Source organism: Salinivibrio sp. SS2 (genome assembly GCF_001722075.1).
Lineage (GTDB): Bacteria > Pseudomonadota > Gammaproteobacteria > Enterobacterales > Vibrionaceae > Salinivibrio > Salinivibrio proteolyticus.
Window position 1 is genome coordinate 26,443 of the sequence record NZ_MEBP01000094.1, and the last position, 22,803, is coordinate 49,245.

At 46.2% G+C, this 22,803-nt stretch carries 25 protein-coding genes; 8 read left to right on the plus strand and 17 right to left on the minus strand.

The features are described from left to right. Positions 1-68 precede the first annotated feature (68 nt). The 5 genes from BGK46_RS11270 to BGK46_RS11290 all read left to right on the plus strand — a co-directional run bounded on the left by BGK46_RS11270 (position 69) and on the right by BGK46_RS11290 (position 5,030). A complete protein-coding gene (locus tag BGK46_RS11270) occupies positions 69-1,370 on the plus strand; it encodes a tetratricopeptide repeat protein (protein ID WP_069589358.1) in 1,302 nt (433 codons plus the stop codon). A 573-nt stretch (positions 1,371-1,943) separates the two neighbouring features. Continuing rightward, positions 1,944-2,714, plus strand: a complete 771-nt coding sequence (locus BGK46_RS11275) for an ABC transporter ATP-binding protein (protein ID WP_069589359.1) — start codon at positions 1,944-1,946, stop codon at positions 2,712-2,714. 76 nt (positions 2,715-2,790) lie between these two features. Then, positions 2,791-3,567 carry an ABC transporter substrate-binding protein gene (locus BGK46_RS11280; protein WP_069589361.1) on the plus strand — a complete coding sequence of 259 codons (777 nt, stop codon included), beginning with the start codon at positions 2,791-2,793 and terminating at the stop codon, positions 3,565-3,567. A 38-nt stretch (positions 3,568-3,605) separates the two neighbouring features. Further along, positions 3,606-4,346 carry an ABC transporter permease gene (locus tag BGK46_RS11285; RefSeq protein WP_069589362.1) on the plus strand — a complete coding sequence of 247 codons (741 nt, stop codon included), beginning with the start codon at positions 3,606-3,608 and terminating at the stop codon, positions 4,344-4,346. A 6-nt stretch (positions 4,347-4,352) separates the two neighbouring features. Then, on the plus strand, positions 4,353-5,030 hold the full coding sequence (locus BGK46_RS11290; RefSeq protein WP_069589363.1) for an ABC transporter permease: 678 nt from the start codon (positions 4,353-4,355) through the stop codon (positions 5,028-5,030). A gap of 84 nt (positions 5,031-5,114) precedes the next feature. Here BGK46_RS11290 and xthA read toward each other — a convergent pair whose 3' ends face one another. Together xthA and BGK46_RS11300 are read right to left on the minus strand one after the other, a co-directional pair. Continuing rightward, entirely contained in the window at positions 5,115-5,918 is an 804-nt protein-coding gene (gene xthA / locus BGK46_RS11295; RefSeq protein WP_069589365.1) for an exodeoxyribonuclease III, read from the minus strand. Between the two features lie 118 nt (positions 5,919-6,036). After that, a complete protein-coding gene (locus BGK46_RS11300) occupies positions 6,037-6,237 on the minus strand; it encodes a hypothetical protein (protein WP_046073639.1) in 201 nt (66 codons plus the stop codon). A gap of 696 nt (positions 6,238-6,933) precedes the next feature. Here BGK46_RS11300 and BGK46_RS11305 point away from each other — a divergent pair. Then, positions 6,934-7,236, plus strand: coding sequence for a hypothetical protein (locus BGK46_RS11305; protein WP_084781411.1), 303 nt, complete (start codon positions 6,934-6,936; stop codon positions 7,234-7,236). Between the two features lie 216 nt (positions 7,237-7,452). After that, complete coding sequence (locus BGK46_RS18035) at positions 7,453-7,755, plus strand: RNA polymerase sigma factor (RefSeq protein ID WP_371440486.1); 303 nt, start codon at positions 7,453-7,455, stop codon at positions 7,753-7,755. Between the two features lie 56 nt (positions 7,756-7,811). Here BGK46_RS18035 and BGK46_RS11315 read toward each other — a convergent pair whose 3' ends face one another. The 10 genes from BGK46_RS11315 to BGK46_RS11365 all read right to left on the minus strand — a co-directional run bounded on the left by BGK46_RS11315 (position 7,812) and on the right by BGK46_RS11365 (position 16,045). Continuing rightward, the gene (locus BGK46_RS11315; RefSeq protein WP_069589369.1) at positions 7,812-9,422 is read right to left on the minus strand and encodes a methyl-accepting chemotaxis protein; all 1,611 of its coding nucleotides are present in this window, start codon (positions 9,420-9,422) and stop codon (positions 7,812-7,814) included. Between the two features lie 3 nt (positions 9,423-9,425). After that, positions 9,426-9,917, minus strand: coding sequence for a DoxX family protein (locus BGK46_RS11320; RefSeq protein WP_069589371.1), 492 nt, complete (start codon positions 9,915-9,917; stop codon positions 9,426-9,428). Positions 9,918-9,920: 3 nt separating this feature from the next. Continuing rightward, positions 9,921-10,685 carry a DNA-binding domain-containing protein gene (locus BGK46_RS11325; RefSeq protein ID WP_084781413.1) on the minus strand — a complete coding sequence of 255 codons (765 nt, stop codon included), beginning with the start codon at positions 10,683-10,685 and terminating at the stop codon, positions 9,921-9,923. After that, entirely contained in the window at positions 10,682-11,539 is an 858-nt protein-coding gene (locus BGK46_RS11330) for a DUF692 domain-containing protein (protein ID WP_069589373.1), read from the minus strand. The genes BGK46_RS11325 and BGK46_RS11330 overlap by 4 nt, the downstream gene beginning before the upstream one ends. Before the next feature lie 7 nt (positions 11,540-11,546). Continuing rightward, positions 11,547-11,849 carry a DUF2282 domain-containing protein gene (locus BGK46_RS11335; protein WP_069589375.1) on the minus strand — a complete coding sequence of 101 codons (303 nt, stop codon included), beginning with the start codon at positions 11,847-11,849 and terminating at the stop codon, positions 11,547-11,549. Between the two features lie 285 nt (positions 11,850-12,134). Continuing rightward, positions 12,135-12,347 carry a zf-HC2 domain-containing protein gene (locus BGK46_RS11340; RefSeq protein WP_217492735.1) on the minus strand — a complete coding sequence of 71 codons (213 nt, stop codon included), beginning with the start codon at positions 12,345-12,347 and terminating at the stop codon, positions 12,135-12,137. Next, a complete protein-coding gene (locus tag BGK46_RS11345; RefSeq protein ID WP_084781415.1) occupies positions 12,344-12,961 on the minus strand; it encodes a sigma-70 family RNA polymerase sigma factor in 618 nt (205 codons plus the stop codon). Before BGK46_RS11345 ends, BGK46_RS11340 begins: the two co-directional genes overlap by 4 nt. Then, positions 12,958-13,182, minus strand: coding sequence for a nitrate/nitrite transporter NrtS (gene nrtS, locus BGK46_RS11350; RefSeq protein WP_069589377.1), 225 nt, complete (start codon positions 13,180-13,182; stop codon positions 12,958-12,960). The genes BGK46_RS11345 and nrtS overlap by 4 nt, the downstream gene beginning before the upstream one ends. 522 nt (positions 13,183-13,704) lie before the next feature. Beyond that, positions 13,705-14,547: a universal stress protein gene (locus BGK46_RS11360; protein WP_069589381.1), complete on the minus strand. Its 843-nt coding sequence runs from the start codon at positions 14,545-14,547 to the stop codon at positions 13,705-13,707. Between the two features lie 10 nt (positions 14,548-14,557). Beyond that, complete coding sequence (locus BGK46_RS11365) at positions 14,558-16,045, minus strand: SulP family inorganic anion transporter (protein WP_069589384.1); 1,488 nt, start codon at positions 16,043-16,045, stop codon at positions 14,558-14,560. 334 nt (positions 16,046-16,379) lie between these two features. Between BGK46_RS11365 and BGK46_RS11370 the strand changes: the two genes are divergently transcribed. After that, on the plus strand, positions 16,380-17,522 hold the full coding sequence (locus tag BGK46_RS11370) for a sensor domain-containing diguanylate cyclase (protein WP_069589386.1): 1,143 nt from the start codon (positions 16,380-16,382) through the stop codon (positions 17,520-17,522). Positions 17,523-17,549: 27 nt separating this feature from the next. On the opposite strand, the gene BGK46_RS11375 is transcribed toward BGK46_RS11370, so the two are convergent. The 5 genes from BGK46_RS11375 to BGK46_RS11395 are packed head-to-tail and all read right to left on the minus strand — an operon-like array spanning position 17,550 to position 22,737. Next, complete coding sequence (locus tag BGK46_RS11375; protein WP_069589388.1) at positions 17,550-18,914, minus strand: TrkH family potassium uptake protein; 1,365 nt, start codon at positions 18,912-18,914, stop codon at positions 17,550-17,552. A gap of 1 nt (position 18,915) precedes the next feature. Next, positions 18,916-19,569: a potassium channel family protein gene (locus BGK46_RS11380; protein ID WP_069589389.1), complete on the minus strand. Its 654-nt coding sequence runs from the start codon at positions 19,567-19,569 to the stop codon at positions 18,916-18,918. Positions 19,570-19,584: 15 nt separating this feature from the next. After that, positions 19,585-21,045 carry a TrkH family potassium uptake protein gene (locus tag BGK46_RS11385; protein WP_069589390.1) on the minus strand — a complete coding sequence of 487 codons (1,461 nt, stop codon included), beginning with the start codon at positions 21,043-21,045 and terminating at the stop codon, positions 19,585-19,587. Further along, positions 21,038-21,742, minus strand: coding sequence for a response regulator transcription factor (locus BGK46_RS11390; protein WP_069589400.1), 705 nt, complete (start codon positions 21,740-21,742; stop codon positions 21,038-21,040). The genes BGK46_RS11385 and BGK46_RS11390 overlap by 8 nt, the downstream gene beginning before the upstream one ends. 2 nt (positions 21,743-21,744) lie before the next feature. After that, complete coding sequence (locus tag BGK46_RS11395; protein WP_069589392.1) at positions 21,745-22,737, minus strand: sensor histidine kinase; 993 nt, start codon at positions 22,735-22,737, stop codon at positions 21,745-21,747. Between the last annotated feature and the right edge of the window lie 66 nt (positions 22,738-22,803).

Here is a 22,803-nt window from a genome sequence, read left to right on the forward strand (position 1 = left end):
GAGTATCGAGGGTGAAAGTGGGTGACTGAGTCGAGGAACGCGATCATACGCCAAGGAATGTAGACAGCATGACGGCAAGCGCTGCTGATAAAGAAAAATTGCGTTATAGTCTTCCCATCATGGTTGAACAATGGATAAGTTTGGTGCGGCGACTGATTTCGAGCTTAGGAAGCGCTTTTTCGAGTAAGAGGATTCACGCTTGTATGCTGGCAAGTATGTTGGTGTTGGCGCCCGCGTACGGACAACAAACCGCCAGTGTAGATGCCGTCAGTGGTCTGATTCAACAAGGGGCGTATCAGCAGGCGTTGCAAAATAGCAAAACGTTGCTGACCGCGGAGGATGATGCAGCACTGGATAATTCAGCACGTGCCGAGTTATTGCGTCTGCAAGGCGTAGCGCATTTGTATTTACAGCAACGGGCAGAGGCTTATCGCAGTTATCGTCAGGCACTCGCGCTCAATGCATTAAGTAGAGACAGCGAAGCGGACGCCTTATCGGCAGTGATTACCTTAGCCTACCGCGTTAAACAATATGATGAAGTCCTTCGTTATGCGCGGCAGATGGCCGAGCACCATGAATTACTGCCGCATGCCAACCGTTTGGCGATGCAGTCGGCTTACGCATTATCTCGCTATGATGTGGCCATTGACTATGCGTCGCGACTACAAAAGAGCGGCAATGCGGATGCGTTTACTCTGCAAACCAAAGGGTTGAGTGAAATGGCCTTGTCGCAGTTTTCTGCCGCGGCACGTACCTTTGATGCATTGGCTCAGCAAGACGATGTTGCGCCGAAATGGTTGGATCAGGCTGCGCGAGCACATGCGCATGCCGGATCGCACTCTCAAGCCCGTCAATACTTAGCGAGAGCGAGGGCCGACATTGCTTTGTATCGCACATTGGCGCTAGAGCAACTCGAACAAACCCAACCTCAAGAAGCGCTGGCTTATTGGCAGCAAGGGTTAAGCCAATTGGATCGCGTTCCCACACGAGATGAGCAACTTTTGTTGGTGCAGTGTCTGTTGCAAGACAACCAGCGTGTGGCGGCACTTAATCGGGTCAGCGAGATCAACCTGAGCGCGCCTGATAAACAAACCCTTAAGCTTCAAGTGATGTTGGCGTATCAGCTCAAGCGCTGGCAAGAGGTGATTGATACGTCCCAAGTGGCGCTTTCTCATGGTTTAAAAGAAGATAGGATGCTTTGGCAGTGGCTATCTATTAGCGCTATCAAAGCGGGAGATTATGCCTTGGCTGACTTTGCCTTAAATGAGTGGCAAGCAAGGGATACCTCAGGCTTGGCTGAACGTTGGCGAGAGACGTTGGAATTACTTAAAGCAGGTCGCGCGAGCTTGTCTGATCTATCTATTTCCTAATCTGTCTTACAATGCGGGCGCTTTTGTCTGCCATCATGGTCTTAGCGTTCGCCCCTTCACAGTTTTGTTACTTCTTGGTGCGTATTAACACTGAAAAGCTTTCACCACTCGTGCGTGAGAGTTTGGGTTTCTATTCAGCGCCTACTTTATTTCCTTAAAAACAATGTGCTGCGCTATGCTTATTGTTAAGCGATACCTCACGTTCGCCTTTTTGTATCTCGCCCATACTGCCGACGGTTGTCTGTTGGAAGCAGAGTAGAGAAAGATGACAGTTGTAACTTTGTTGGTATGTCGACGATCTCGATGTGACGAATGTGCTGGTTGTTTTTTCAGCAGTTAATTTTGCGTTTGACTTTTTATGCAATAATATTGACTATAATAATTCCATTTTTAAGGTTAACAAAATGTTGCTCATTAGAGGGAGGGGTGATATTTTCGATTGCAATATGTCGAATTAATCACCAACGATGGTGAGGAGTCAGGCACTCACCCAACCGTGAGTAATAATAAGCGCGCATTTGATGTGGGCGGTACGTAAACACAACAGATTTCATGGATGATAGGAGCTAGCGCATGACGGAAGCTGTAGCGCTACAGGTTAAGTCACTCAAAAAAAGCTTTGGGCAGCACCAAGTGCTCAAAGGCATTTCTCTCGACGCCCACCGTGGCGACGTTATCTCTATTATTGGCTCTTCCGGATCCGGGAAAAGCACCTTTTTGCGTTGTATCAATTTACTTGAGACGCCCACCGGCGGCGAAATTTGGGTCAATGGTGAGTTGATCAAAATGAAAAACAATCGCGCTGGTGAGCCTGTTCCCGTCAGTGACAAACAAGTGCAACGCATTCGCTCGCGTCTGGCAATGGTATTTCAAGGCTTCAACCTTTGGTCACACATGACGGTGATGCAAAATGTTATTGAAGCGCCTGTTCATGTATTGGGTGTGCCCAAGGCGGAAGCGATTGAACAAGCTGAGGCATTGTTGCATCGCGTTGGATTGTATGAACGGCGCGATTACTACCCAGGCCATCTATCCGGTGGTCAGCAACAACGTGCAGCGATTGCGCGCGCGCTCGCCGTCGAGCCAGAAGTGTTGCTGTTTGATGAGCCAACCTCCGCGCTGGATCCTGAGTTAGTCGGTGAGGTGCTGGGAGTGATGCGTTCACTGGCTGAAGAAGGACGCACCATGCTGGTGGTTACCCACGAGATGAGCTTTGCACGTGATGTCTCGAATCATGTGATGTTTTTACATCAAGGGTTGGTTGAAGAGCAGGGTGATCCGAAAGAGTTGTTTAATGCCCCGGAATCAGAACGCCTGAAGCAGTTTATCTCATCAATCTATTAATTAAATATATCAATAGCATAACCATGCAAATGGGCGTAGCCCGCACAACATCGTAATAACGACAGGAGAAAGGAAAATGAAAAAATGGCTAGTTGCCGCCGCCGTGATGGCCGCGGTTGGGTCAACCTCCGTAGCAGCCAAGGATTGGAAGGTCGTACGTTTTGGGATCGAAGGGGCGTACCCTCCATTTAGTTGGACCACCAATGAAGGCGAACTGAAAGGCTTTGATGTGGATATGGCCAATGCGCTGTGCGAAGAGATGCAAGCGAAGTGTAAAATCGTCGCTCAGGATTGGGATGGCATCATTCCCTCACTGTTAGCGCGTAAATACGATGCGATCATCGCGGCGATGTCTATCACCGAAGAGCGTAAAAAGAAAGTCGATTTCACCAACAAATACGCCCTCATCCCGAACAAATTTGTGGCTGAAAAAGGCACGGATCTGACCTTTACCAAAGAGGGATTAGATGGCGTTAAAATTGGTGTTCAGCGCGCAACCACCCATGATAAGTACCTGACGGATAACTATGGCGATGCGGTCGATATCGTTCGCTATGGCACTTTCGATGAAGCTTACCTTGATTTGAAAGCAGGCCGTATCGAATCGATTCTTGGCGATGCGTCAGCACTGCAACAAGGCCTGCTTGATAAAGAAGGCGGTGATGCGTTTGAGTTTATTGGCCCGTCATTAACCGATCCTGAGTGGTTTGGTGAAGGTTTTGGCATTGCGACACGCAAGCAAGACAAAGCGTTGACTGAGAAGCTTAACCAAGCGATCGATTCGTTACGCGAAAAAGGCGTGTATGACGAGATTGCAGCCAAGTACTTCGACTACGACGTATACGGCGAGTAATAGGCAGGCGGGCAGCATGAAAGTGCTGCCCGAATCATATGATTGATTTGAAAGGTTACGAGTGGTCCCTGCTCGAAGGTGCATGGGTGACCCTTCAGGTTGCGCTGCTCTCGTTAGGTCTTGCCATGTTGCTGGGTATGCTCGGGGCGTTGGCAAAACTGTCAAAATTTTCAACGTTGCGTGGTGTGGCCACCCTTTATACGACAGTGATCCGCGGTATCCCTGACCTTGTCTTGATGATGCTGATTTTTTATGGCGGACAAATGCTACTCAATAACAGCCTGTATGGGATGAATGAGTGGCTCAATGAGTATATGGCAGGCCAGAATCCCAGTCATGAGTGGACGTCTTATTTGCCGGATTACGTCGATGTCAGCCCATTTATCGCCGGGATCCTAACCATCGGGTTTATCTTTGGCGCTTACATGGCCGAAACCTTCCGTGGCGCGATTATGGCAGTGGATTCAGGAGAGATGGAAGCGGCACGTGCCTATGGCATGAGCAGCAGTTTAGCGTTTCGCCGTATTCTTTTGCCGCAGATGATCCGTCACGCGTTACCAGGCTTCGGTAACAACTGGCTGGTGCTACTTAAAACTACCGCGCTGGTGTCAATCATCGGTCTTGATGACATGGTGCGCAAAGGCGCATTGGCGGCGGGATCCACCCAAATGCCATTTACCTTCTATTTTACTGTCGCGCTGATTTTCTTGCTCTTCACCAGTATCTCAACCACGGGACTGCGTTGGATGGAGCGTCGCTTTAGTATTCACACGCGGTAGGTGCTTATGGATTTTTCACTTGTTCTGGAAACGTGGCCCATCTATCTCGAGGGATTGTGGACCACTGTATGGCTGGTATCACTGGCATTGGTAATTGGTTTAGTGGTGGCGGTGCCGGTCGCGGTAGCACGCAACGCGCAATTCCCTTTATGGCGCTACCCAGCGTGGGCGTTTATTTATTTTTTCCGAGGCACACCGCTGTTGATTCAGTTGTATCTGATTTATTACGGCTTAAGCCAAGTGATCAATGTCGAGAATTCCCTGTGGCAGCACGCTTGGTTCTGCGCCTTAGTGGCCTTTGTGCTGAACACCGCCGCTTACACAGCGGAAATCATCCGTGGCGCGATTAATGGCCTTCCTAAAGGGGAAGTCGAGGCGGCGATCGCTTATGGCATGAGCCCCTATAAAGCCTTTTCGCGCATTGTGTTGCCGAGCGCGATGCGTCGTGCGTTGCCGGCGTACAGTAACGAAGTGGTGTTTATGCTACACGGCTCAGCGGTGGCAGGGATTATCACCATTGTCGATTTAACCGGTGCCGCTCGGATAGTTAACTCTCGCTACTATGCGCCGTTCGAGTCGTTTTTGACAGCCGGCGTGTTTTATATGGCGCTGACATTTAGCATCCTTTGGATGTTCCGCTTAGCGGAGCGCCGCTTCCTACGCCATTTAAGGCCGCTGAGCTAATCGGCTCAATCTCAAATAAGAAACGCCGCAGTGATCCCCTGATCATCTGCGGCGTTTTTTTATCCAACGCGTGCGCCTTGGGGCTTACTTAAAGGTTGCCCAAATCGGCGCGTGATCTGACGGTTTTTCAATTGCACGGAGTTCGTAGTCAATGCCGGCATCGATGCATTGGCTCGCCAGGTCTGGAGTGGCCAGAATCACGTCAATACGCAGGCCGCGGTTATCGTCAAAGCCGCGGGAACGGTAGTCAAACCACGAGAACTGATCGTTCACGGTTGGATGCAGGGCTCGGAAGGTATCAACAAACCCCCAGTCCATCAGAGTGCCCAGCCACTCACGCTCTTCGGGTAAGAAAGAGCACTTACCGGTGCGTAGCCAGCGTTTGGCGTTTTGCTCACCAATGCCGATGTCATCGTCTTTCGGGCTGATATTAATATCGCCCATCACCACTAACTGCTCACTCGGATCACGGTCAGCTAAATAGGTCATTAAGTCTTGATAAAACTTACGCTTGGCGGGGAATTTGGTTTCATGGCTGCGGTTTTCCCCTTGCGGGAAGTAACCGTTGAGCACAGTGATTGGCTTGCCGTTTTCGTCTTCAAAAGTCGCCATGATCATCCGGCGTTGAGCGTCCTCGTCATCAGTGGGAAAGCCTTTTTGCACGCTGATAGGGGACTTTTTGCATAGCATTGCCACACCATAATGGGCTTTTTGGCCATGAAAGTGCACTTCATAACCCATCGCTTCGACATCCGCGAGCGGGAAGGCGTCGTCATGAACTTTGGTTTCTTGTAACCCGATCACGTCAGGTTGATGCTTTTCAATTAAGGCTTGTAATTGATGCAAACGAGCACGAATACCATTGATATTGAATGAAATTATTTTCACGTGTGAGGCTGCCTTTGTTGTCTTGTTAATAGCAAGACACTTTACCAGCTTCGTTCAATGAACGGAAAGGCGGCCTCTATCTCTATAGGTTATGGAAACGCGCGATATTGTCTAAGCGTTAGTGCGCAAGAGAGAATTCACCCAAGCATTCACCTTGGCTAAAAATGGCGCCAAGCTCGGTGCTAGGATCAAACTGTAGCGTCGGTTGGGATAGTGTCGGTAGGCGATGGAGCAAGTGCTTGAGGATAATATCCCCATTAAATTGATGAATCGCGACCTGCCAGTTGGCAAGATTAGGGAGTGAAAAGTTAACTATCAATGGCGTTCCTTACTGTTTTGGTTGTGTTGTTAGCGGTTTTAGTTTGTGTTTGTGCACGGCGTAAATGATACCAGTGACGCAGTCTGCCGTTAGTAGCGGCCATATTTTATCTCCATGAGTTAAATGATTATTGCTCTGCCCCCTCAGTGGTTATCCGTCATAGGCCGCGCAGATGCGTCGGTTTCTTTTGGGGTGAACGATCACCATTAATACAGTGATACCCACCAATGAGTGATAGCAAAAGGGGTGTTAACGGGTTATCAATCTAGGAAAAAGCGAAAGTGGATTGCTGCAGAGAGTCTATGCGGGAAATAGCGTGGTCTGTCTCGACTTTGACTTGATGTCTTTTGATGCTCCGTATCTAGAGCTTTAGCCACACTACAGCATTTTAAACGGATGTAAAGGGTTTTTAGAGCGCAGAGATAAATTTAGGATACAAAAATTAATTTCTAAGGTGCCAAAGATTGAAAGCAACGCAGTTGCGGTGCGACGTCAATAGCCGTGCGAAGCAGGGCGTCACCAATCAAATAGCGGCTTCAGCAGACCTGATTTTGACTAAAAACTTTCATCGAATTATTCGACCAAGACTATCGATACATTATGTGGCTTAAATCACGCTTTATCACTAAACATAAATGAGCGTGGATGAGATTGAGTCGATTCGCGCTGAAACGAAACAATCTCGAGGGAGACAATATGATGAAAGCAATGACGTTAGCAGCATTAATCACCGTTACGGCTACGCCTGCAATGGCCAATTTGAATGTCGATGTAACACCGGCACAGCAAGGCGCTTGGGTCGAAGTCAGTTATAATGGTGAGCCGGTCAATGGTGCCACAGTGACCACTCCGTCACTTAGTGAGACACGCTTAACCACAGAAAATGGGCGTGTATTTATTCCCACAACCAACAATGCAAGTAGCTCTATCACATACACGATAGACGCTAAAAATACTCAAGTAGAAGCCACGCGCTTTGTTGCTATTCAGAAAGACTGATACAAAAAGGGGCGCTGCCCCTTTTCATTTCTCTCGATGTCTAGGTGAAACATGACTTGAGCCATTACAGTGTCTACACTGATAGGCATTGATAAGGCTAGGTGAGAGAGAGGCATGTTGGCGCCCAATATCATTAATTCACTATATCGCTATGGATTATGGTTAGGTTTTTATTGCGATGATGTCGAAGTTCACCTGATTAAGATCACGCGAAAAATGACTAATGACACCCTTTTTAACATTATTATCTCATTACGTCGCACACTCATTCAACGCTGCCAAAGTACCTTATCACCGCAAAGTAGCGATCTACTCGGCACATATATCTCGCATTTGAGTGCGTGTGATAGAGAGATACTCGCTCTTACCTATCTATTTCATCTTTCCAGTAATGAGATCGCGATGGTTTGTCAGCTATCAGAGAGTACCGTAAAGCGACGTTTAACGATGATTCGTTATCGTTTGCACGCAGCTATCCACGCACACAATAAGAAACAAGAGTCATCAGATGTTAATTAGTACGTTGGATAAAATGCGTTTTTTTAGTGCCTTACGGTGAGCGAACGCCAGTAAGATTAGGTTCGAAAACTTGCTACTGCATCTTGAAGTTGTTGGGACGTATCACTTAAGACATCGGTAATGTTGGCAACCTCATCGGCAGCGTGCTGGTTGACCTGTGTCTTTTCGACGATCTCTTGAATATGGGCTGCAATCGCGTCGCTTTCCGCTACTTGATCGCGCACAATTAAATTTAATTTATCGATACTTTCTAAGGAATGTTGAGCACCTACCCGAAGTTCATCCAAAGGCGCAATGATACCTCGGATTAAGGCCGTCCCTTTTTCCATTCCTTTTTTTCCGCGTTCAATTTCAAGGATAGATTCTTTGGCTTGCTGATTAATTTGAGTGATCACTTGATCAATTTTACCGGTTGCATCTGCTGTTCTCGTCGCAAGTGTACGGACTTCATCGGCGACAACGGCAAAGCCTCGTCCACTTTCGCCTGCACGCGCGGCTTCAATAGATGCGTTGAGGGCCAGGAGATTGGTTTGATCGGCAATATCACGGATCACACTCACTGTATCTGTTACTTCTAAGACGCTCCGCTCCAATTTCGCCACCGTTTGTGCCGATTTATCGACCGTTGTGGCAATCGTGACAATTTCGTCCGAGACTCGGACTATCTCTTCTGCTCCCTGAGACGCCATGTCACGTGCTTTACTCGCTTCATCACGCGTCGTTTGAACGTGAGAGGCCAATGATGTGATCCCTTCCGAGAAGGTCGCGACGGAAGACTCAATGGCATGTGTTAATGTACTTTGCTCTGCAGAGCCAGATCTGACGTTAGAGGATGCACGTTGTAACGCGATAGCGGACGTGTTGACATGCGTGGCGCTGTGATTGATTGCATTGATAACCTGCCTTAAACGCTCGCGCATGTGTGTCATGCCTGATAACAAATCACCTAACTCATCTTTACCTACCACGAAAGGAATCGTCGTCAGATTACCTTGGCTAATCGCGGTTGTGCCTTTTACTGCCTGATTCAGTGGCATCATAATGGAGCGAGTCATGTACCATGCCATAAATCCTCCAGTCAAAAGTGCCCCCACCCCTAATATCAAAACAGTGCGAATTGACATGTGCACAAGATCAAGGGCTTCGTCTTGACGCTGCTCCATTGATTGTTGCTGGTATTGCGCTAATTCAGACGTCAATGCAAGCACTTGGTTTAACGCTTGATGTGTCGGCCCAGCCATGAGTCTTGTCGCTTCGGGTCGGTCACCAAATTCCAACGCTTCAACTGTCGCAGTAAAGTACTGATTAAATTGATCTCTATATTGTGAAAGTTGTTGTAATTGTGCCTGTTCTTGCTGACTCGTCATCAAAGGTTCTAACGCGTCAAGCGCAGTGTTGATGGCCGCGTTATGACGATCAATTTCTTTGTACATGCTGACACGTTGCTCCCGCTCTTCGAGCAGAAAAAGAAGAAGAAGGCGCCCTGCAGCACTTTCTGAGTGCAGGTTAATCGCGTGAGTCAGAGCGGCCCGACGCGAATCTTGTTCTACTAAGGTCTGCGTGTTATCCGCCAGATGCTCTAAACGAAGGGCGGCGACAACAACAATCGCGGCCAAAAACATCAACAAAACCGCATAACTTAACGAAAGACGAAACTTTATACGCATGCTTTACCTCGCAACAAACCACCGTTTCAAAAGGTGATCAACGGAAACGCGCCCTGGCCCATGCGCAATTAAAAAAAGCAAAACAGCCGCCCATACACCATGTGTCGCGTATGCATCTGGGTAGACAAATACCTGTATAACCGCTGTCATTCCAAGTAACGCCAATGCAGAAAACCGCGTAGCAAATCCGATTAAAATAAGCAGTGGAAATAAATGCTCGGCAAAAGCGGCCATGGGGGCGGCGATCTCCGGTGGAATGAGTGGCAATTGATATTCATAGCGGAATAGAGTAAGCAGTGAATCAGAATAACGCGGCCACCCTAGTTCAAACTCGCCAGCGATAAGGTCAATCGACAGTCCTTCTATCTTCGTTTGGCCTGATTTCCAAAAAATAGCCGCAATAGAAAAACGCGCGAGTAACCCGATGAGTGTATTAGGTATGCATGTAAATAAGGTGATGGATGATTGAATCCATTTAACAAGGGTTACTAACATAAGTCACTCTCTCATAGGTCGCACATTGACAATACATTCATTTTTTAGCAGCCACGCTAACGTGGCAGAAAGTTCAAGCTCACCGACCCGCTGCACAGCATCAGCAAAGGACAACCCTTCTTTGAGCAGTGAGATAAATCGAACTGTGTGGTGATCAAAGCGTGTAATGTCTACGCGCATATTTTGTCTGATTAATACAACCGCTTCCGATACTGCAAGATCAATGTGCGAGAGATTGACGGTCTCATGTTGATGCGCGGCCCAAAGAGAAGCGACTGGATACTGAGAGCAAAAAGTCGATAAAGAAGGATGTAGTTCAATCGTTGTTTGTGCTAATGCATCACCATTGGCAAGCCATGCTGTTAGCGCTTCCTGTGCCATAGGAGGAGCATCTGCAGCATGCCATGCCGCCACTCTCATCCACTCTAACCGTGCCACGTCAGCCAGATAAGGCACACTAGACGCGGGCGAGAAATTATAGATAAAACCAGGAAATTCAGCACCATACCACACTAAAACAGGCGAGCTTGGCGGATGTGTGCGAATAAACTCGCGAGCCATTGCAACGAAAAAATCATCGCCAACTAACGCTTGAACTACTGGAAAGCTATCCGCAAGCGCATCCGTTAAGGAAACAATGACATTGTTTCGGTAGACGGCAAAGCGCTGAGAGGGATCGGACCCATTCCATGTCGTTAATCCTTCTGGACACGAGGGCATTGAGGCGAAAAGATCAGTCATCCACTGGGTTTGTCGATCTATGCTCATGCCTTCTCCCGCGTCTGCATCATCATAGATAGTGCGTGTTTCGCTTCCGCCGCTAAGACGGAAAATGGCGGTATGTTATTATCACGCTCGATCAAGGTCGGTGTGGGCCCGATGCGTTCAATCACAAAACGGTACCAATGCCACACGTCTTGGCTAATGGGAGCGTCATGGCTATCAATTAAAAGCGGGGCACCTATCGAGTCAACATCCGTGGCATGACCGGCAAGATGGATCTCCGCAACTGCATGCAAAGGTAAAGCTTGAAGATATGAAGCCATATCGTGTCCGTGATTCACACAAGAGATGTAGGCATTATTGACATCAAGCAGTAAACCACAGCCTGTACGCTTGATAATGCCATCGATAAAGTCTTCCTCAGCCAATGTGGAGTCAGAAAACGCCACATAGGTGGCGGGATTTTCGAGTAACATTCTGCAACCTAGCTTTTCTTGAACACGATCAATATGGTCACAAACCCGCGATAGTGTTTTTTGATGATAGGGGGCAGGCAGTAAGTCGTTTAAAAACGTACCTTGATGAGAAGACCAAGCAAGGTGTTCAGAAAAAACGGCTGGCTGATAGCGCTCAATTAAGGCAGCTAGCCGCTCTAGATGCGCGTCATCCAACGGGTCTTCTCCGCCAATCGATAATCCCACGCCGTGAATTGAAAGCGGGTAGTGGGCGCAGATCTGTTCGAGATGATGATGAAATGGCCCGCCAGCCACCATATAGTTCTCAGCATGGATTTCAAAAAAGCCAATATCAGGCTGAGTATCGAGGATGGTTTGAACATGTTCAGGTTTCAAACCAACCCCGACAGACAGGGGAAGGCGGGAGAGTGTTGTCGCAGTCATCGTGTGATCACGCGTTTTTTTCTTCGAAGGGTTCCAGCTGACCAAACCCTGTTGGCGACGTTTTCGAGACCGTTTGTTCACAGGTCCCTTTAGGCACCAGTGACCATGCATTGCCTTGATAATCTCTAACTGATGTACCGGCACATGAGGTGCCTGGCCCGGCTTTGCAATCATTTTGTCCCTTTAAGGCAACACCGTAGCATTTTTCTTTGTCTTTCATCCCCGACGCCTCAGCAGGCGCTGCCGCCATGACTAATGCGGTACTCAAAGCAGTGACTAGTGACGCTGAAACTATGGCTTTGTTCATCATGTCTCTCCATTGTTTTTGACGATTTTCATTGAATCAATAAGATAGAGAAAGAGAGTGCAATGTGATGGTCATAATCTCACCACGACTTGCGACTGTTTCCTTGTCTCTAGTGATTTGTCGTGTATACCTATCCGTTTCTTACACATCTTTTGACATTATTTTTGTTAATCATTGATAACTGTAGAAGAGATAAGATGATGTGCATGATTTTTTATACGTGCGTCACAGATAAGATATGGAAAAACATTATGTGACTAATGATAACCGGGCGCTGGCGGGCGGGGATTAGGGGGGGTATGAGTCTTGATTTTTGTCGGGACTATCGCCGTTGACAAACTGCTTACTGATTTGTCGGATTGTGCCCATTTGCTTACCAAAATGACGGCACCCCGAACACATCGATGTATGAACAGTGAGCGCCGCTTTCTCTTTTATTGTCAGCTCACGGTCCAAAGCGTCAGACAGTAAGCGAGTGGCTTGTTGACAGTTCATCATCATTGCCGTGCTCCTCGAAACCATTTGTTTTCTAAACATTCTCGCAATCTTAGTCGTGCTCGATACAGTAGAACGTGCAAGTTACTCGTAGTGATCGCCAAGTTTTGACATATTTCATCACTCTCTAGCTCGACAAATTCTCTCATCATAAAAACGCGCGCTAAGTGTTCAGGTAATCCATGTAAACACGTTTCAAAGACCAGCCAGAACTGCTGATCTTTTACTGACTCCGTCGGCGTTGACCATCGCTCTGGGCGCTCATCAGTATGCCAATACCCGCGCTGAGTAAACAGTACTTCATCGAATGCATCTGATTCATCACTGACAGGTTGGCTTACACTGATTTCCCTCTGACCTTTTCGCAGTATATCTATGATTTTATTCTTTAAAATAGCGAAAACCCATGTTTTAAAAGCAGACTGACGACTAAACTTTTCGATACTCCGGTAGGCCGCCAATAATGCGTCTTGCACCGCATCTTCTGCTTTAGCATCGTCTCTTAATTGAAGCTGAGCAAACTTAAGCATCTCTTTTCTTAGGTTGCTGATAAATTGCGGATCTTTAAATACTTCATCACTGATATCCGATAGAGAGTGCATGTTCAGATCGGTACTCATGATCGGATATCCTCGCGCATTTCTATCTTGGCTGCGCTGTATGAAGAGACGCAATAAGGAACCAGATAATTAAGTACCACTTGCCCCCATGCAATCGGACTCTCGCCTAATAGAGCATGGCCTTGATTGATAACATTGAGTATCGTTCCAACCACAAAAGCCACTTTGAGCGCTGTTTGTATAATCGGCCATCGAAGCGCGACGGACATGATTTTCATCATCGATTTTCTCTACTTTTATATAACGGTCTACTTCGACTCTAGTTGAAAAAATCAAGATTTAATAACTGTTTGCGCTCATAACTGACACCACGCCAAGAAAATCATAACCAGACTGCTTTTTTTGGATTTGACGCTTTGCTGACGCGGCATGCGCTTTTGCTTAGCTTCTCGCCGCTCTAATGCTCGGTTCGCAACCTCCGCATACCTTCTCCGCTGCTCAGTGGTGAGCATCACTTCACACTTTACGTGGCTAGGGTGACGAAGCATCTTCGCCGGATCGCTTCTTGGTGTGCAACACATAAAAACCTCCTCGCGCATCATTAATGATTAGACGTAGCGATACGAAGAAAACTTACACTTTTTTATGTGTACAAAAGCAAGATCGCGTTTTGAATGCCGTCACAGAAGGCTACACCGCCAGATAATGTCGTTGCGGTGTGACCTTTAGTCGTCTTGCGGGCTCGGGGATATAGAAGGAGGAAAGCGGCGGAGCAGCACTCCGCCTAGAGATATAAATCACCATTATCGAATCAATAACAGAGGGACGGGCGAGTCAATCACAATGCGTGTGGTGGTGCTCCCCACGAATAGCTGGCGTAGCTTAGTATGGCCGTAAGCGCCCATAGTGATTAAGCCCACGTTTTGTTGCGCTTGGTACGCCAATAAAGCCTGAGCAGGGTCACCCGACAAACGGGCTTGAACAACATCCATGCCTTGGGCGGTTAAGCGCTGTGCCGCACCGTTAAACGCCTCTGAATGTGCGTCGTTATCTACCATCACCAAATGACAGGTCATGCCCTTAAGAAGGGGCGTATTTAACGCTTTCTCTACCAGTTTTTCACTGACCTCACTGCCATCAAACGCGAGAAGGTAGCTATCGGGTGGCGTGACATCCCCAGTGGCAATCAAAATATGATTGTGAATACGGCGAACGACGCTTTCGAGTTGTGATCCAATCGCTTTGGCATCGTTCTGGTGCGCATCACCGGAGCGACCCATCACAAGCACTCGCATGGTCGACTCAAACGCTAGCAGCGCGTTAAGTAAATGGCCGTGTTGCTGCAAGCGTGAGATCTCAGTCACTCCTTTTGAGAGTGCCATTTCTTCGCATTCATGCAGCAGCGCCTTTCCATGTTGCAAGGCTAGTTTGGCGCGTTTTTCATCCAGCTCGACTAACTCATTCATCAGTTGTTCACGGCTACCCAATCCGATACTGCCTGATAACTCAGAATCGCTACTCGCGGGCTTTTCCAATACATGCAAAAAGGTCAGCGGTGCAGACAGGCGTGAAGCCGCCCAAATGCTTAGATCCGTCACCGATTGGGTGTAAGATGCCCCATCAATACAAGCAATAATTTTATTCATCGTGCGCTCCTTAGTGTCCGCCCATGAGTTTTTCGACTTCTTCAGGCTTATCGTGCACGCCAAATTTATCGACAATGGTAGCGGTTGCCTCATTCATGCCCACTAAATTCACCTCGGTACCTTCTCGGCGGAATTTAATCACCACGCGATCGAGCGATGAGACAGACGTAATATCCCAAAAGTGTGCGGCAGACAGATCAATGGTGACGCGTTCAACCGCGTCTTTAAAATCAAATGATTCAATAAATTGCTCGGAAGAGGCAAAGAAAACCTGCCCAATAACGCGATAAATACGCTCATCAGGTTGTGATTGCTCGCTTTTGACCACCATAAAGCGGCCGATTTTGTTGGCAAAGAACAAAGCCGCCAATAGCACACCGACCAAAACCCCGATAGCTAAGTTATGGGTCGCCACCACCACAATCACGGTAGTGACCATCACAATATTGGTCGATAAAGGATGAGTTTTAAGATCTTTAATAGAGCTCCATGAGAATGTCCCGATGGAGACCATAATCATTACCGCTACCAAGGCCGCCATGGGGATTAATTTAAGCCAGTCACTTAAAAACACCACCATGATTAGCAGGAATATCCCCGCACACAGCGTGGATAAGCGCGAACGACCGCCCGATTTGATGTTGATAATTGACTGACCAATCATGGCACAACCGGCCATCCCTCCCATAAAGCCGGTGGCAATGTTCGCGATGCCTTGGCCTTTACACTCACGGTTTTTATCACTACCCGTGTCGGTTAGGTCATCGACAATGGTGGCGGTCATCATCGATTCAAGTAAACCAACAACTGCTAGCCCTGCTGAATACGGGAAGATAATCATTAACGTTTCAAGGTTAAGCGGTACATCGGGCCATAAAAACACCGGTAAGGTATCTGGTAATTCGCCCATATCGCCCACCGTACGGATATCGAGTCCAATGCTGACGGCAAGTGTCGTCAGGACCAAAATACACACCAATGGAGAAGGCAACAACTTGCCGATAACCGGCACATAGGGGAATAAATAGATAATAGCGAGTCCACCGAGTGTCATCGCATACACATGCCACGTCACATCAGTGAGCTCAGGCAGCTGGGCCATAAAAATGAGGATCGCAAGAGCGTTAACAAACCCAGTGACTACCGAGCGTGATACAAAGCGCATGAGATCGCCGAGCTTGAGATAACCGGCCAGAATTTGCAAAACACCCGTTAGTACGGTGGCGGCCAACAAATATTCAAGGCCGTGCTCTTTGACTAGCGTCACCATCAATAACGCCATGGCGCCGGTTGCCGCAGATATCATCCCAGGTCGACCACCGACAACAGCAATAATCACCGCAATACTGAATGAGGCGTATAACCCAACTTTTGGATCAACGCCTGCAATAATAGAAAAAGCAATCGCTTCAGGAATAAGCGCTAACGCAACCACAATACCAGCCAGTACGTCGCCACGCAGATTGGAAAACCAATCACGTTTCATTGTTTCAATCATGAACAGTCTCAGTCTTTGTTAAGAGAATACATTGAGCGGAAGGCAATAAGGCAGGAACGACTAGGGCGGCGTCATGTGCATGGCAACTCTCCTAAAAAACAAAAGCGTGATGATAGTCACTGTTCGCTTTTCATGCAAGAGAAGACTCGAGGGTTCAATACACTTATCAACCATTCACTAAAATTAACGTTATGTTTTAATTGATATTAAACACAGAAAGCATATTAACGCATTCGTTGACTATATTAAGTGTGCTACCCATAAGTGATACAGAAATAGAAAAACTCAATAGGCATGGTTTTTGTATAAATCACATAAAAAGATGAGGAAAGCCATGAACGCAACATTATTCGATACACTGATAACGTCGGTCGTGATGTTGCGTGACGATCTCACCTTGGCGTACGCGAATCCTGAAGCGATGGCTTTGTGTACTCAACCGTATGAAGCTGCCACATCCTTTTTTGAGGTTTTCCCATTCTCGAAGCAAAACGCGGATTTAGCCGCGTTATTATTACGTCTCTCTCATGCGCTACTAGAAGCACAATGCTCGGATATTTTGGGGTGTTGTTTGGCAGGAAAAAAGGGACGCTATACCTTAAGAGTGACACGGCTGGCGCCATCGATGGGCTTAATGGTACAAATCGTGGTTCCTCAGCAAGCAGGCGCGCAACGGGTATCTTATTTTAATATCAGTCCGGTTGCGATGATGTGGACGGATAGCCACGATATTATTCAAGCAGTTAACCCCGCGTTTGAAGCCATGTTTGGGTATACGCAAGCCGACTTACTTGGCAGAACACCGGCATTTTTGCGTGATGGGCTTGATGAGCAAGATACCTTAGAAACCATGTGGAAAGCTGTCAGCGACGGAGGACATTGGGAGGGAGAAGTTCACCATCGTCGTCAAGATGGAGAAGTATTAACCACGCAGCTGTCACTTTCTGCGATTAGCCACGATCATTGCGCGACAACGTACCTCTCGTTTTTCACCGATATATCACACCATTTCGAGCAAATTAAGCAACTAAAAGCACGCGCCTACCAAGACTACTTAACCGAGCTTCCTAATCGCTTTGCGCTGGATGATACCATCTATGAGTTAATCCTCACTCAAAGCTATTTTTACCTTATTTTTATCGACTTAGGTGATTTTAAACAGATTAACGATAATTATGGCCACCTTGTCGGGGATCGGCTACTGCATGCTGTTGGTCAGCGATTGCATCAACTTGACCGCGCGTTTGTTTGTCGTTACGGCGGTGATGAATATATTGTGTTGCTACCAATCTCCGCACAGCCAAGTGACGTCGATGCGGCTTTTTCCTCGCCCTTTCTGATAGATGGGCAAGCCATCTCCGTGATTGCTCACAAAGGGGTGGCGCAATATCCACAAGATGGCCATACCAGCGAAGCGCTTATTCGTCATGCTGATCAGAATATGTATCGCTGTAAGTTATCTCTCATCCGAAAATAGACGATAGATATATCGCCTACTTCTATCCTACCCTATTGCTAGCTTTGTCTCTGCATAGCGTAGCTTTTTCTTTCTTGGGCTGGCTAAAAAGTAAGCCAAAGTTAGCGGGCCCAGTCGGCCAGCAAACATCATAAAAATGATAATACACTCGCCGACATCGGATAATGATCCAGTGAGTCCTCTTGAAAGGCCTACCGTTCCTAATGCAGACACGGCTTCAAACACCACATCCGTCATTTCTGCGCTTTCACTCAGCAATAAGCAAAAAATAGCAAACCAAGTCATCCCAATCGAGATAAGAGACAGTGCTAACGCTTTACTGACGGTGTCTCTGGCTATTTCACGTTTATAGACGTAAACCGCTTCATCTCGACGTAAAAATGCATATGTCGCTAAAATAAGCACCATAAAAGTAACGACTTTTATACCGCTTGCGGTACTAAGCGAGCCTCCACCAATAAACATTAACACCAAGATAATGGCGGTGGTTGCATCCTCAAGTTGATCAATCGCCAGTGTATTAAACCCTGCGGTACGCGGTGTTACTGCTTGAAACCACGAAGCAAGCCATTTTCCAGATTCACTCAAGGGAGCCAATGTATTAGGGTTATCGTACTCAATAAGATAAATGGCAATTAATGCAACACCATTAATTAAACATGTCCCAGTGATCATCATTTTGCTGTACACGGTCAGTTTTGACCAACAGCGATGACGCTTTAAATCTATCCATACCGTAAACCCTAACCCGCCAATAATAAACAGCGCAGTAATGGTTAAATTAACCGTAATATCATCAACATATGGCATTAAGCTGTCAGCGCTGAGAGCAAATCCTGCATTATTAAATGCGCTGATGGTGTAAAAAAAGCCATGGAATAGGCTATCAGTCCAACCCAATTCAGCTTGCCAACGGAGAGTGAGTACAACCATACCAATGGCTTCAATTAGCAACGCAAACGCAAGGACCGACTTAGCTGTCGAAGTAAGTGTTGATGCGTCTGTCTGATTGAACGCCTCACGCGCGACGGTTCGCTGTAAGAAGCCAATTCGTCCGCCCAGCGCAATTAACGTCACAATGGCAAAGGTCATTAAACCCAGCCCACCACATTGGATAAGCAGTGCAATCACCGTTTGCCCAAACATAGTGAACTGGGTACCTGTATCAACGACAACCAGCCCAGTCACTGTCACCGCTGAGGTTGCGGTAAATAAGCTTTGAATCCAAGAGATGGGGCTTGTCGTTGCAACAGGGAGTTTTAAAAGGCATGTCCCCAGTAGGATTAGTAAGGCAAAACTACCACTTAAAATTAGCGGTGGTGCACCGAGTAATTTCTTGCCCGCTTTTGGTTTACGCTCGATAGGGCTAATCGAAGGATGCCATAACACCATGTCACACTAACCTCGGTGCAATATATTTCAGTTCCGCACGTGTACCGCACAAGAGAAGCTGATCACCCGTACGTAACTCAAAACCTGTATCTAACCCCGTGATTACCTCTTGACCGCGCTTAACCAGCAATGGCGTGATGCTCGTCCGCGCATCGCCAAGTGCATGTGCAATTGTCCTATCATGAAGTTTGGGTTTTATCTCAATTTCTACAACATACAAGCCATGACCAATGGCAAGATAGTTATTAACCATTGGATAGTTTAAAGACTGAGCAACACGGATCCCCATTTCTTCTTCAGGATGAATGATGCGAGAAACCCCTAGTTTAGAAACAATTGTATGATGCGCTTTCGTACTGGCTTTAACCCAAATTTCTTTAACTCCTAAGTTCTTTAATGCAAGCGTACACAAGAGACTGGATTGCATGTCTTCTCCAATCGCAACGAGTACCGCGTCGCTGTTCGCTAAATCGAGTTCGCGCAGTGCATTTTCATCTGTAGAGTCACAAATGACCGCTTGAGTTAAATCTTCAACATACTGTTCAACCATTTTGGGATCTTTATCAACACCAGTAACAGTATGACCAAGATGAATAAGCTCTAGGCTCGCTGCAACACCAAAGCGACCTAACCCAATGACAGTGAAGTGTGCCATAGTCTCGTAACCTTCTTATATTTTCCAAAAGTGCGGTAATAACATTGCTAAAACCGTAAAATATTCTAGACGACCAAGGATCATCGCCACATTAAGTAACCAAATTCCTATATCACTTACTGGCTGAAAATTACTACTTACCTCACCAAATCCTGGGCCGAGTACATTAATACAAGCCACAACTGCGGTAAATGATGTCCAAAAATCAAGTCCTGTCATGATAAGTAAAAGAGTGAATACTACCGTCGTCAAAACAACTAATGACATAAAGGCCATGATTGCATTTGTAACATCTGATGAAACCGCTTTCTTTTGATAACGAATAGGGATCACTGCCCGTGGGTGAGAAAGTTGCTGAATTTCACGACGTATCACTTTAAATGTGATAATGTCTCGAATAATTTTATTACCACCTGCTGTCGAGCCAGAGCAGCCGCCAAGATAAGCACAGAAAACTAAGAACAATGCAGTTGCGGCAGGCCACGCCCCTAAATCAGCAGCGCCATAACCAGTACTCGTAATAAAAGACACAACATGGAAGAGTGCAAAGCTTACCGAAGATGCCAATGATGGGTAAGTATTGGTTTTATAGAGATAGAGACCTAAAACACTCCCTAAAAAAAGAACGATAAGTAGGAATGTTCTGGCTTCTTCGTCTTGAATGTATAACTTCACGCCTTTTGCACTGCGCTGAAAAACACGAAAATGCAAACCAAAATTGATAGCGCCTAACAGCATAAAAATATTGGCAATCATTAAAATGCTATGGCTTTCAAAGTACCACATGCTAGCGTCATGTGTTGAAAAGCCACCGGTAGAGACGGTCGTAAAGCTATGGCCGATGGCGTCAAAAAGAGACATGCCTGCCACATAATAGGAAATAGCGCACAATATTGTAATCGATAAATAAACACCCCATAAGTAATGAGCGGTTTTTGTAATCCGAGGCGAAAGTTTGTCGTCTTTTATTGGCCCAGGCGTTTCTGCTTTAAGAAGACGCATTCCGCCAACATTGAGCATCGGCAAGACTGCTACAACAAAAATGACAACACCAAGCCCTCCCATCCATTGTAGAAATTGACGATACATTAAAAAAGAAGGTGGCATAGTATCTAAGTTAGAGAGTACTGTTGCTCCAGTCGTCGTTAGTGCACTGATAGATTCAAAAACTGCATCAGAAAAGTTCACGTGCGTAAAAGAATAAATAGGCAAAGCGCCTAATATCCCAGTTACAAACCAAGTTAAGGTTGCAAATATCAATGCATCTTTAAATGCTACGTTTTCAATCTTCTCTTTTCTAAAATAGAAAGATAATAAGAAAGAAAAAGATAGCATTATTATAGCTGGCCGAAAAAATAATCTAGATATATGATCATCAAATAGGAACAGTGATAGGATACCAAATGAAAACTGAACGACACCCATCCATAGAATGGGCATAGATAATAAACGAACGGTACTTTTAGGATTAATCATTTTCAATCTCATCGACACAAAGACGATAACCAATACCAGGCTCTGTTTTTATTATATTTTTTCGACTTTCTTCCTCGCATATTTTTTTTCTTATCTGACTAACTAAAACACGTAGATAGTGGCTGTCTTGTCTATGTGTTTCACCCCAAATTGAGATAAGAAGATCGTCTTGTCTTACTAAACCACCATTACCTTCCATGAGCATTTTAATAAAGTGAAATTCTTTCTTTGTTAACGAGATCAAACGAGAATCATACCAAAATTGATGGCTAGACAAAGATAAGCTTAATTCGCCGCACTGAATAAGATCCTCGGTTTTCTTTGATGGTGCGATTAAATCTCTGACGAGCACTTTTATTCTTACAATAAGCTCTTTCACGCCAAATGGTTTGCTTATATAATCATTTGCACCGGCTTCGAGTAATGTGATTTTCTCATCTTCCTGATCGCGCGCAGTGAGAATAATAACCGGTGTTGTATGTCCTTTTTCTCGAATGTGATTGAGTAAAGAAATACCTTCGCCGTCGGGTAAGCCTAAATCCAATACAATCACATCGGGGGACCGATTCTGAATAACACTTAATGCGCCATCTAATGAATATGCACCGAGATAATCAAATCCTTCTGCATTCAGTGATATTCGAACAAATGTATGGATTTGTTTTTCATCATCAACCAATAATACGCGGTATGCCATCATTACTCTCCACCATCAACAGGCAAACAAATTCTCATTAAACAGCCTATTTCTGAGTGTGCTAACTCAATCCTGCCCTGATGTGCCCGTATAACTCCATTAGCAACCGCCAGCCCCAGCCCTGACCCACTGTCGCTTTTTTTATCCTCGTGCGTTGTATAAAAAAGATCAAATATCTTATGTGCATGTTTTAGGGGGATCCCTTTACCCTGATCTTTAATATCTATGTATATGTTGTTTGACTGACTATATACATGAATAGTCACAATGGTGTTTGCCGGAGAATATCTTAAGGCGTTGTCAATAATATTAAAAATGGCTTGTTCTATGAGTGCACGGCTGACCGGCACAGTAGGAGATTCAATGCTGGTAATTTTTACTCGTTCAGGCTCATGACACCGAGAGACAGAAACATTGATAACATCGATGATGTTTTCAGCGTTTTTATTGATCACTAAACTACCGTGTTGCAACTTGGTGGCTTGCAGCAAGTTCTCTATGTAGTGATGTAGGCGGTGGCTTTCTTGCGTCGCGCTATCGAGTAGCTCATTCCTTTCTGTATGCGACAGTTTATTCATATACGCTTGCAACGTTGTCAAGGTACCAATAATTGTCGCTAACGGGGTACGTAAGTCGTGTGAAACGGAGAGTAAGATGCTATTTCTTAATCGGGTTTGCTCTAATTCATCACGTTGTTGGCGATAAAAGTGTGCTATGTAGCTTGTCACGCCAGCGACCAACATAAATACCACCAAGTTAATGACATCAGTGACGTCGCTCATTTGTAACGAAAAACGCGGGGCGGTGAAAAGAAAATTAAAGCTAAGTGCAGCGACTAAAGATATCGGTACAGCCAGAGAGGGACCGGATTGCAGAGCAACAATTGCAACAGAAAGTTGTAGTAGTAGTAACACTGCAATTGTTACAGGAATAAAAGTGTTCAGTATCCAGCATAGCAATAGTGTAGTACCAAGTAAGCTAAAGGAGGCACACACAGGATAACGGCGAAGAAACGGCGTTGTTGATCAAATCATTCACCTAACGCACTGATCCCAATGGGG

What these genes read in the sequence shown, in the direction of transcription:
- BGK46_RS11270 (WP_069589358.1), top strand. Translation starts at nt 69, where the DNA reads ATGACGGCAAGCGCTGCTGATAAAGAAAAATTGCGTTATAGTCTTCCC.
- BGK46_RS11275 (WP_069589359.1), top strand. Translation starts at nt 1,944, where the DNA reads ATGACGGAAGCTGTAGCGCTACAGGTTAAGTCACTCAAAAAAAGCTTT.
- BGK46_RS11280 (WP_069589361.1), top strand. Translation starts at nt 2,791, where the DNA reads ATGAAAAAATGGCTAGTTGCCGCCGCCGTGATGGCCGCGGTTGGGTCA.
- BGK46_RS11285 (WP_069589362.1), top strand. Translation starts at nt 3,606, where the DNA reads ATGATTGATTTGAAAGGTTACGAGTGGTCCCTGCTCGAAGGTGCATGG.
- BGK46_RS11290 (WP_069589363.1), top strand. Translation starts at nt 4,353, where the DNA reads ATGGATTTTTCACTTGTTCTGGAAACGTGGCCCATCTATCTCGAGGGA.
- BGK46_RS11305 (WP_084781411.1), top strand. Translation starts at nt 6,934, where the DNA reads ATGATGAAAGCAATGACGTTAGCAGCATTAATCACCGTTACGGCTACG.
- BGK46_RS18035 (WP_371440486.1), top strand. Translation starts at nt 7,453, where the DNA reads ATGACTAATGACACCCTTTTTAACATTATTATCTCATTACGTCGCACA.
- BGK46_RS11315 (WP_069589369.1), bottom strand. Translation starts at nt 9,422, where the DNA reads ATGCGTATAAAGTTTCGTCTTTCGTTAAGTTATGCGGTTTTGTTGATG.
- BGK46_RS11320 (WP_069589371.1), bottom strand. Translation starts at nt 9,917, where the DNA reads ATGTTAGTAACCCTTGTTAAATGGATTCAATCATCCATCACCTTATTT.
- BGK46_RS11325 (WP_084781413.1), bottom strand. Translation starts at nt 10,685, where the DNA reads ATGAGCATAGATCGACAAACCCAGTGGATGACTGATCTTTTCGCCTCA.
- BGK46_RS11330 (WP_069589373.1), bottom strand. Translation starts at nt 11,539, where the DNA reads ATGACTGCGACAACACTCTCCCGCCTTCCCCTGTCTGTCGGGGTTGGT.
- BGK46_RS11335 (WP_069589375.1), bottom strand. Translation starts at nt 11,849, where the DNA reads ATGATGAACAAAGCCATAGTTTCAGCGTCACTAGTCACTGCTTTGAGT.
- BGK46_RS11340 (WP_217492735.1), bottom strand. Translation starts at nt 12,347, where the DNA reads ATGATGATGAACTGTCAACAAGCCACTCGCTTACTGTCTGACGCTTTG.
- BGK46_RS11345 (WP_084781415.1), bottom strand. Translation starts at nt 12,961, where the DNA reads ATGAGTACCGATCTGAACATGCACTCTCTATCGGATATCAGTGATGAA.
- nrtS (WP_069589377.1), bottom strand. Translation starts at nt 13,182, where the DNA reads ATGATGAAAATCATGTCCGTCGCGCTTCGATGGCCGATTATACAAACA.
- BGK46_RS11360 (WP_069589381.1), bottom strand. Translation starts at nt 14,547, where the DNA reads ATGAATAAAATTATTGCTTGTATTGATGGGGCATCTTACACCCAATCG.
- BGK46_RS11365 (WP_069589384.1), bottom strand. Translation starts at nt 16,045, where the DNA reads ATGATTGAAACAATGAAACGTGATTGGTTTTCCAATCTGCGTGGCGAC.
- BGK46_RS11370 (WP_069589386.1), top strand. Translation starts at nt 16,380, where the DNA reads ATGAACGCAACATTATTCGATACACTGATAACGTCGGTCGTGATGTTG.
- BGK46_RS11375 (WP_069589388.1), bottom strand. Translation starts at nt 18,914, where the DNA reads ATGGTGTTATGGCATCCTTCGATTAGCCCTATCGAGCGTAAACCAAAA.
- BGK46_RS11380 (WP_069589389.1), bottom strand. Translation starts at nt 19,569, where the DNA reads ATGGCACACTTCACTGTCATTGGGTTAGGTCGCTTTGGTGTTGCAGCG.
- BGK46_RS11385 (WP_069589390.1), bottom strand. Translation starts at nt 21,045, where the DNA reads ATGATTAATCCTAAAAGTACCGTTCGTTTATTATCTATGCCCATTCTA.
- BGK46_RS11390 (WP_069589400.1), bottom strand. Translation starts at nt 21,742, where the DNA reads ATGGCATACCGCGTATTATTGGTTGATGATGAAAAACAAATCCATACA.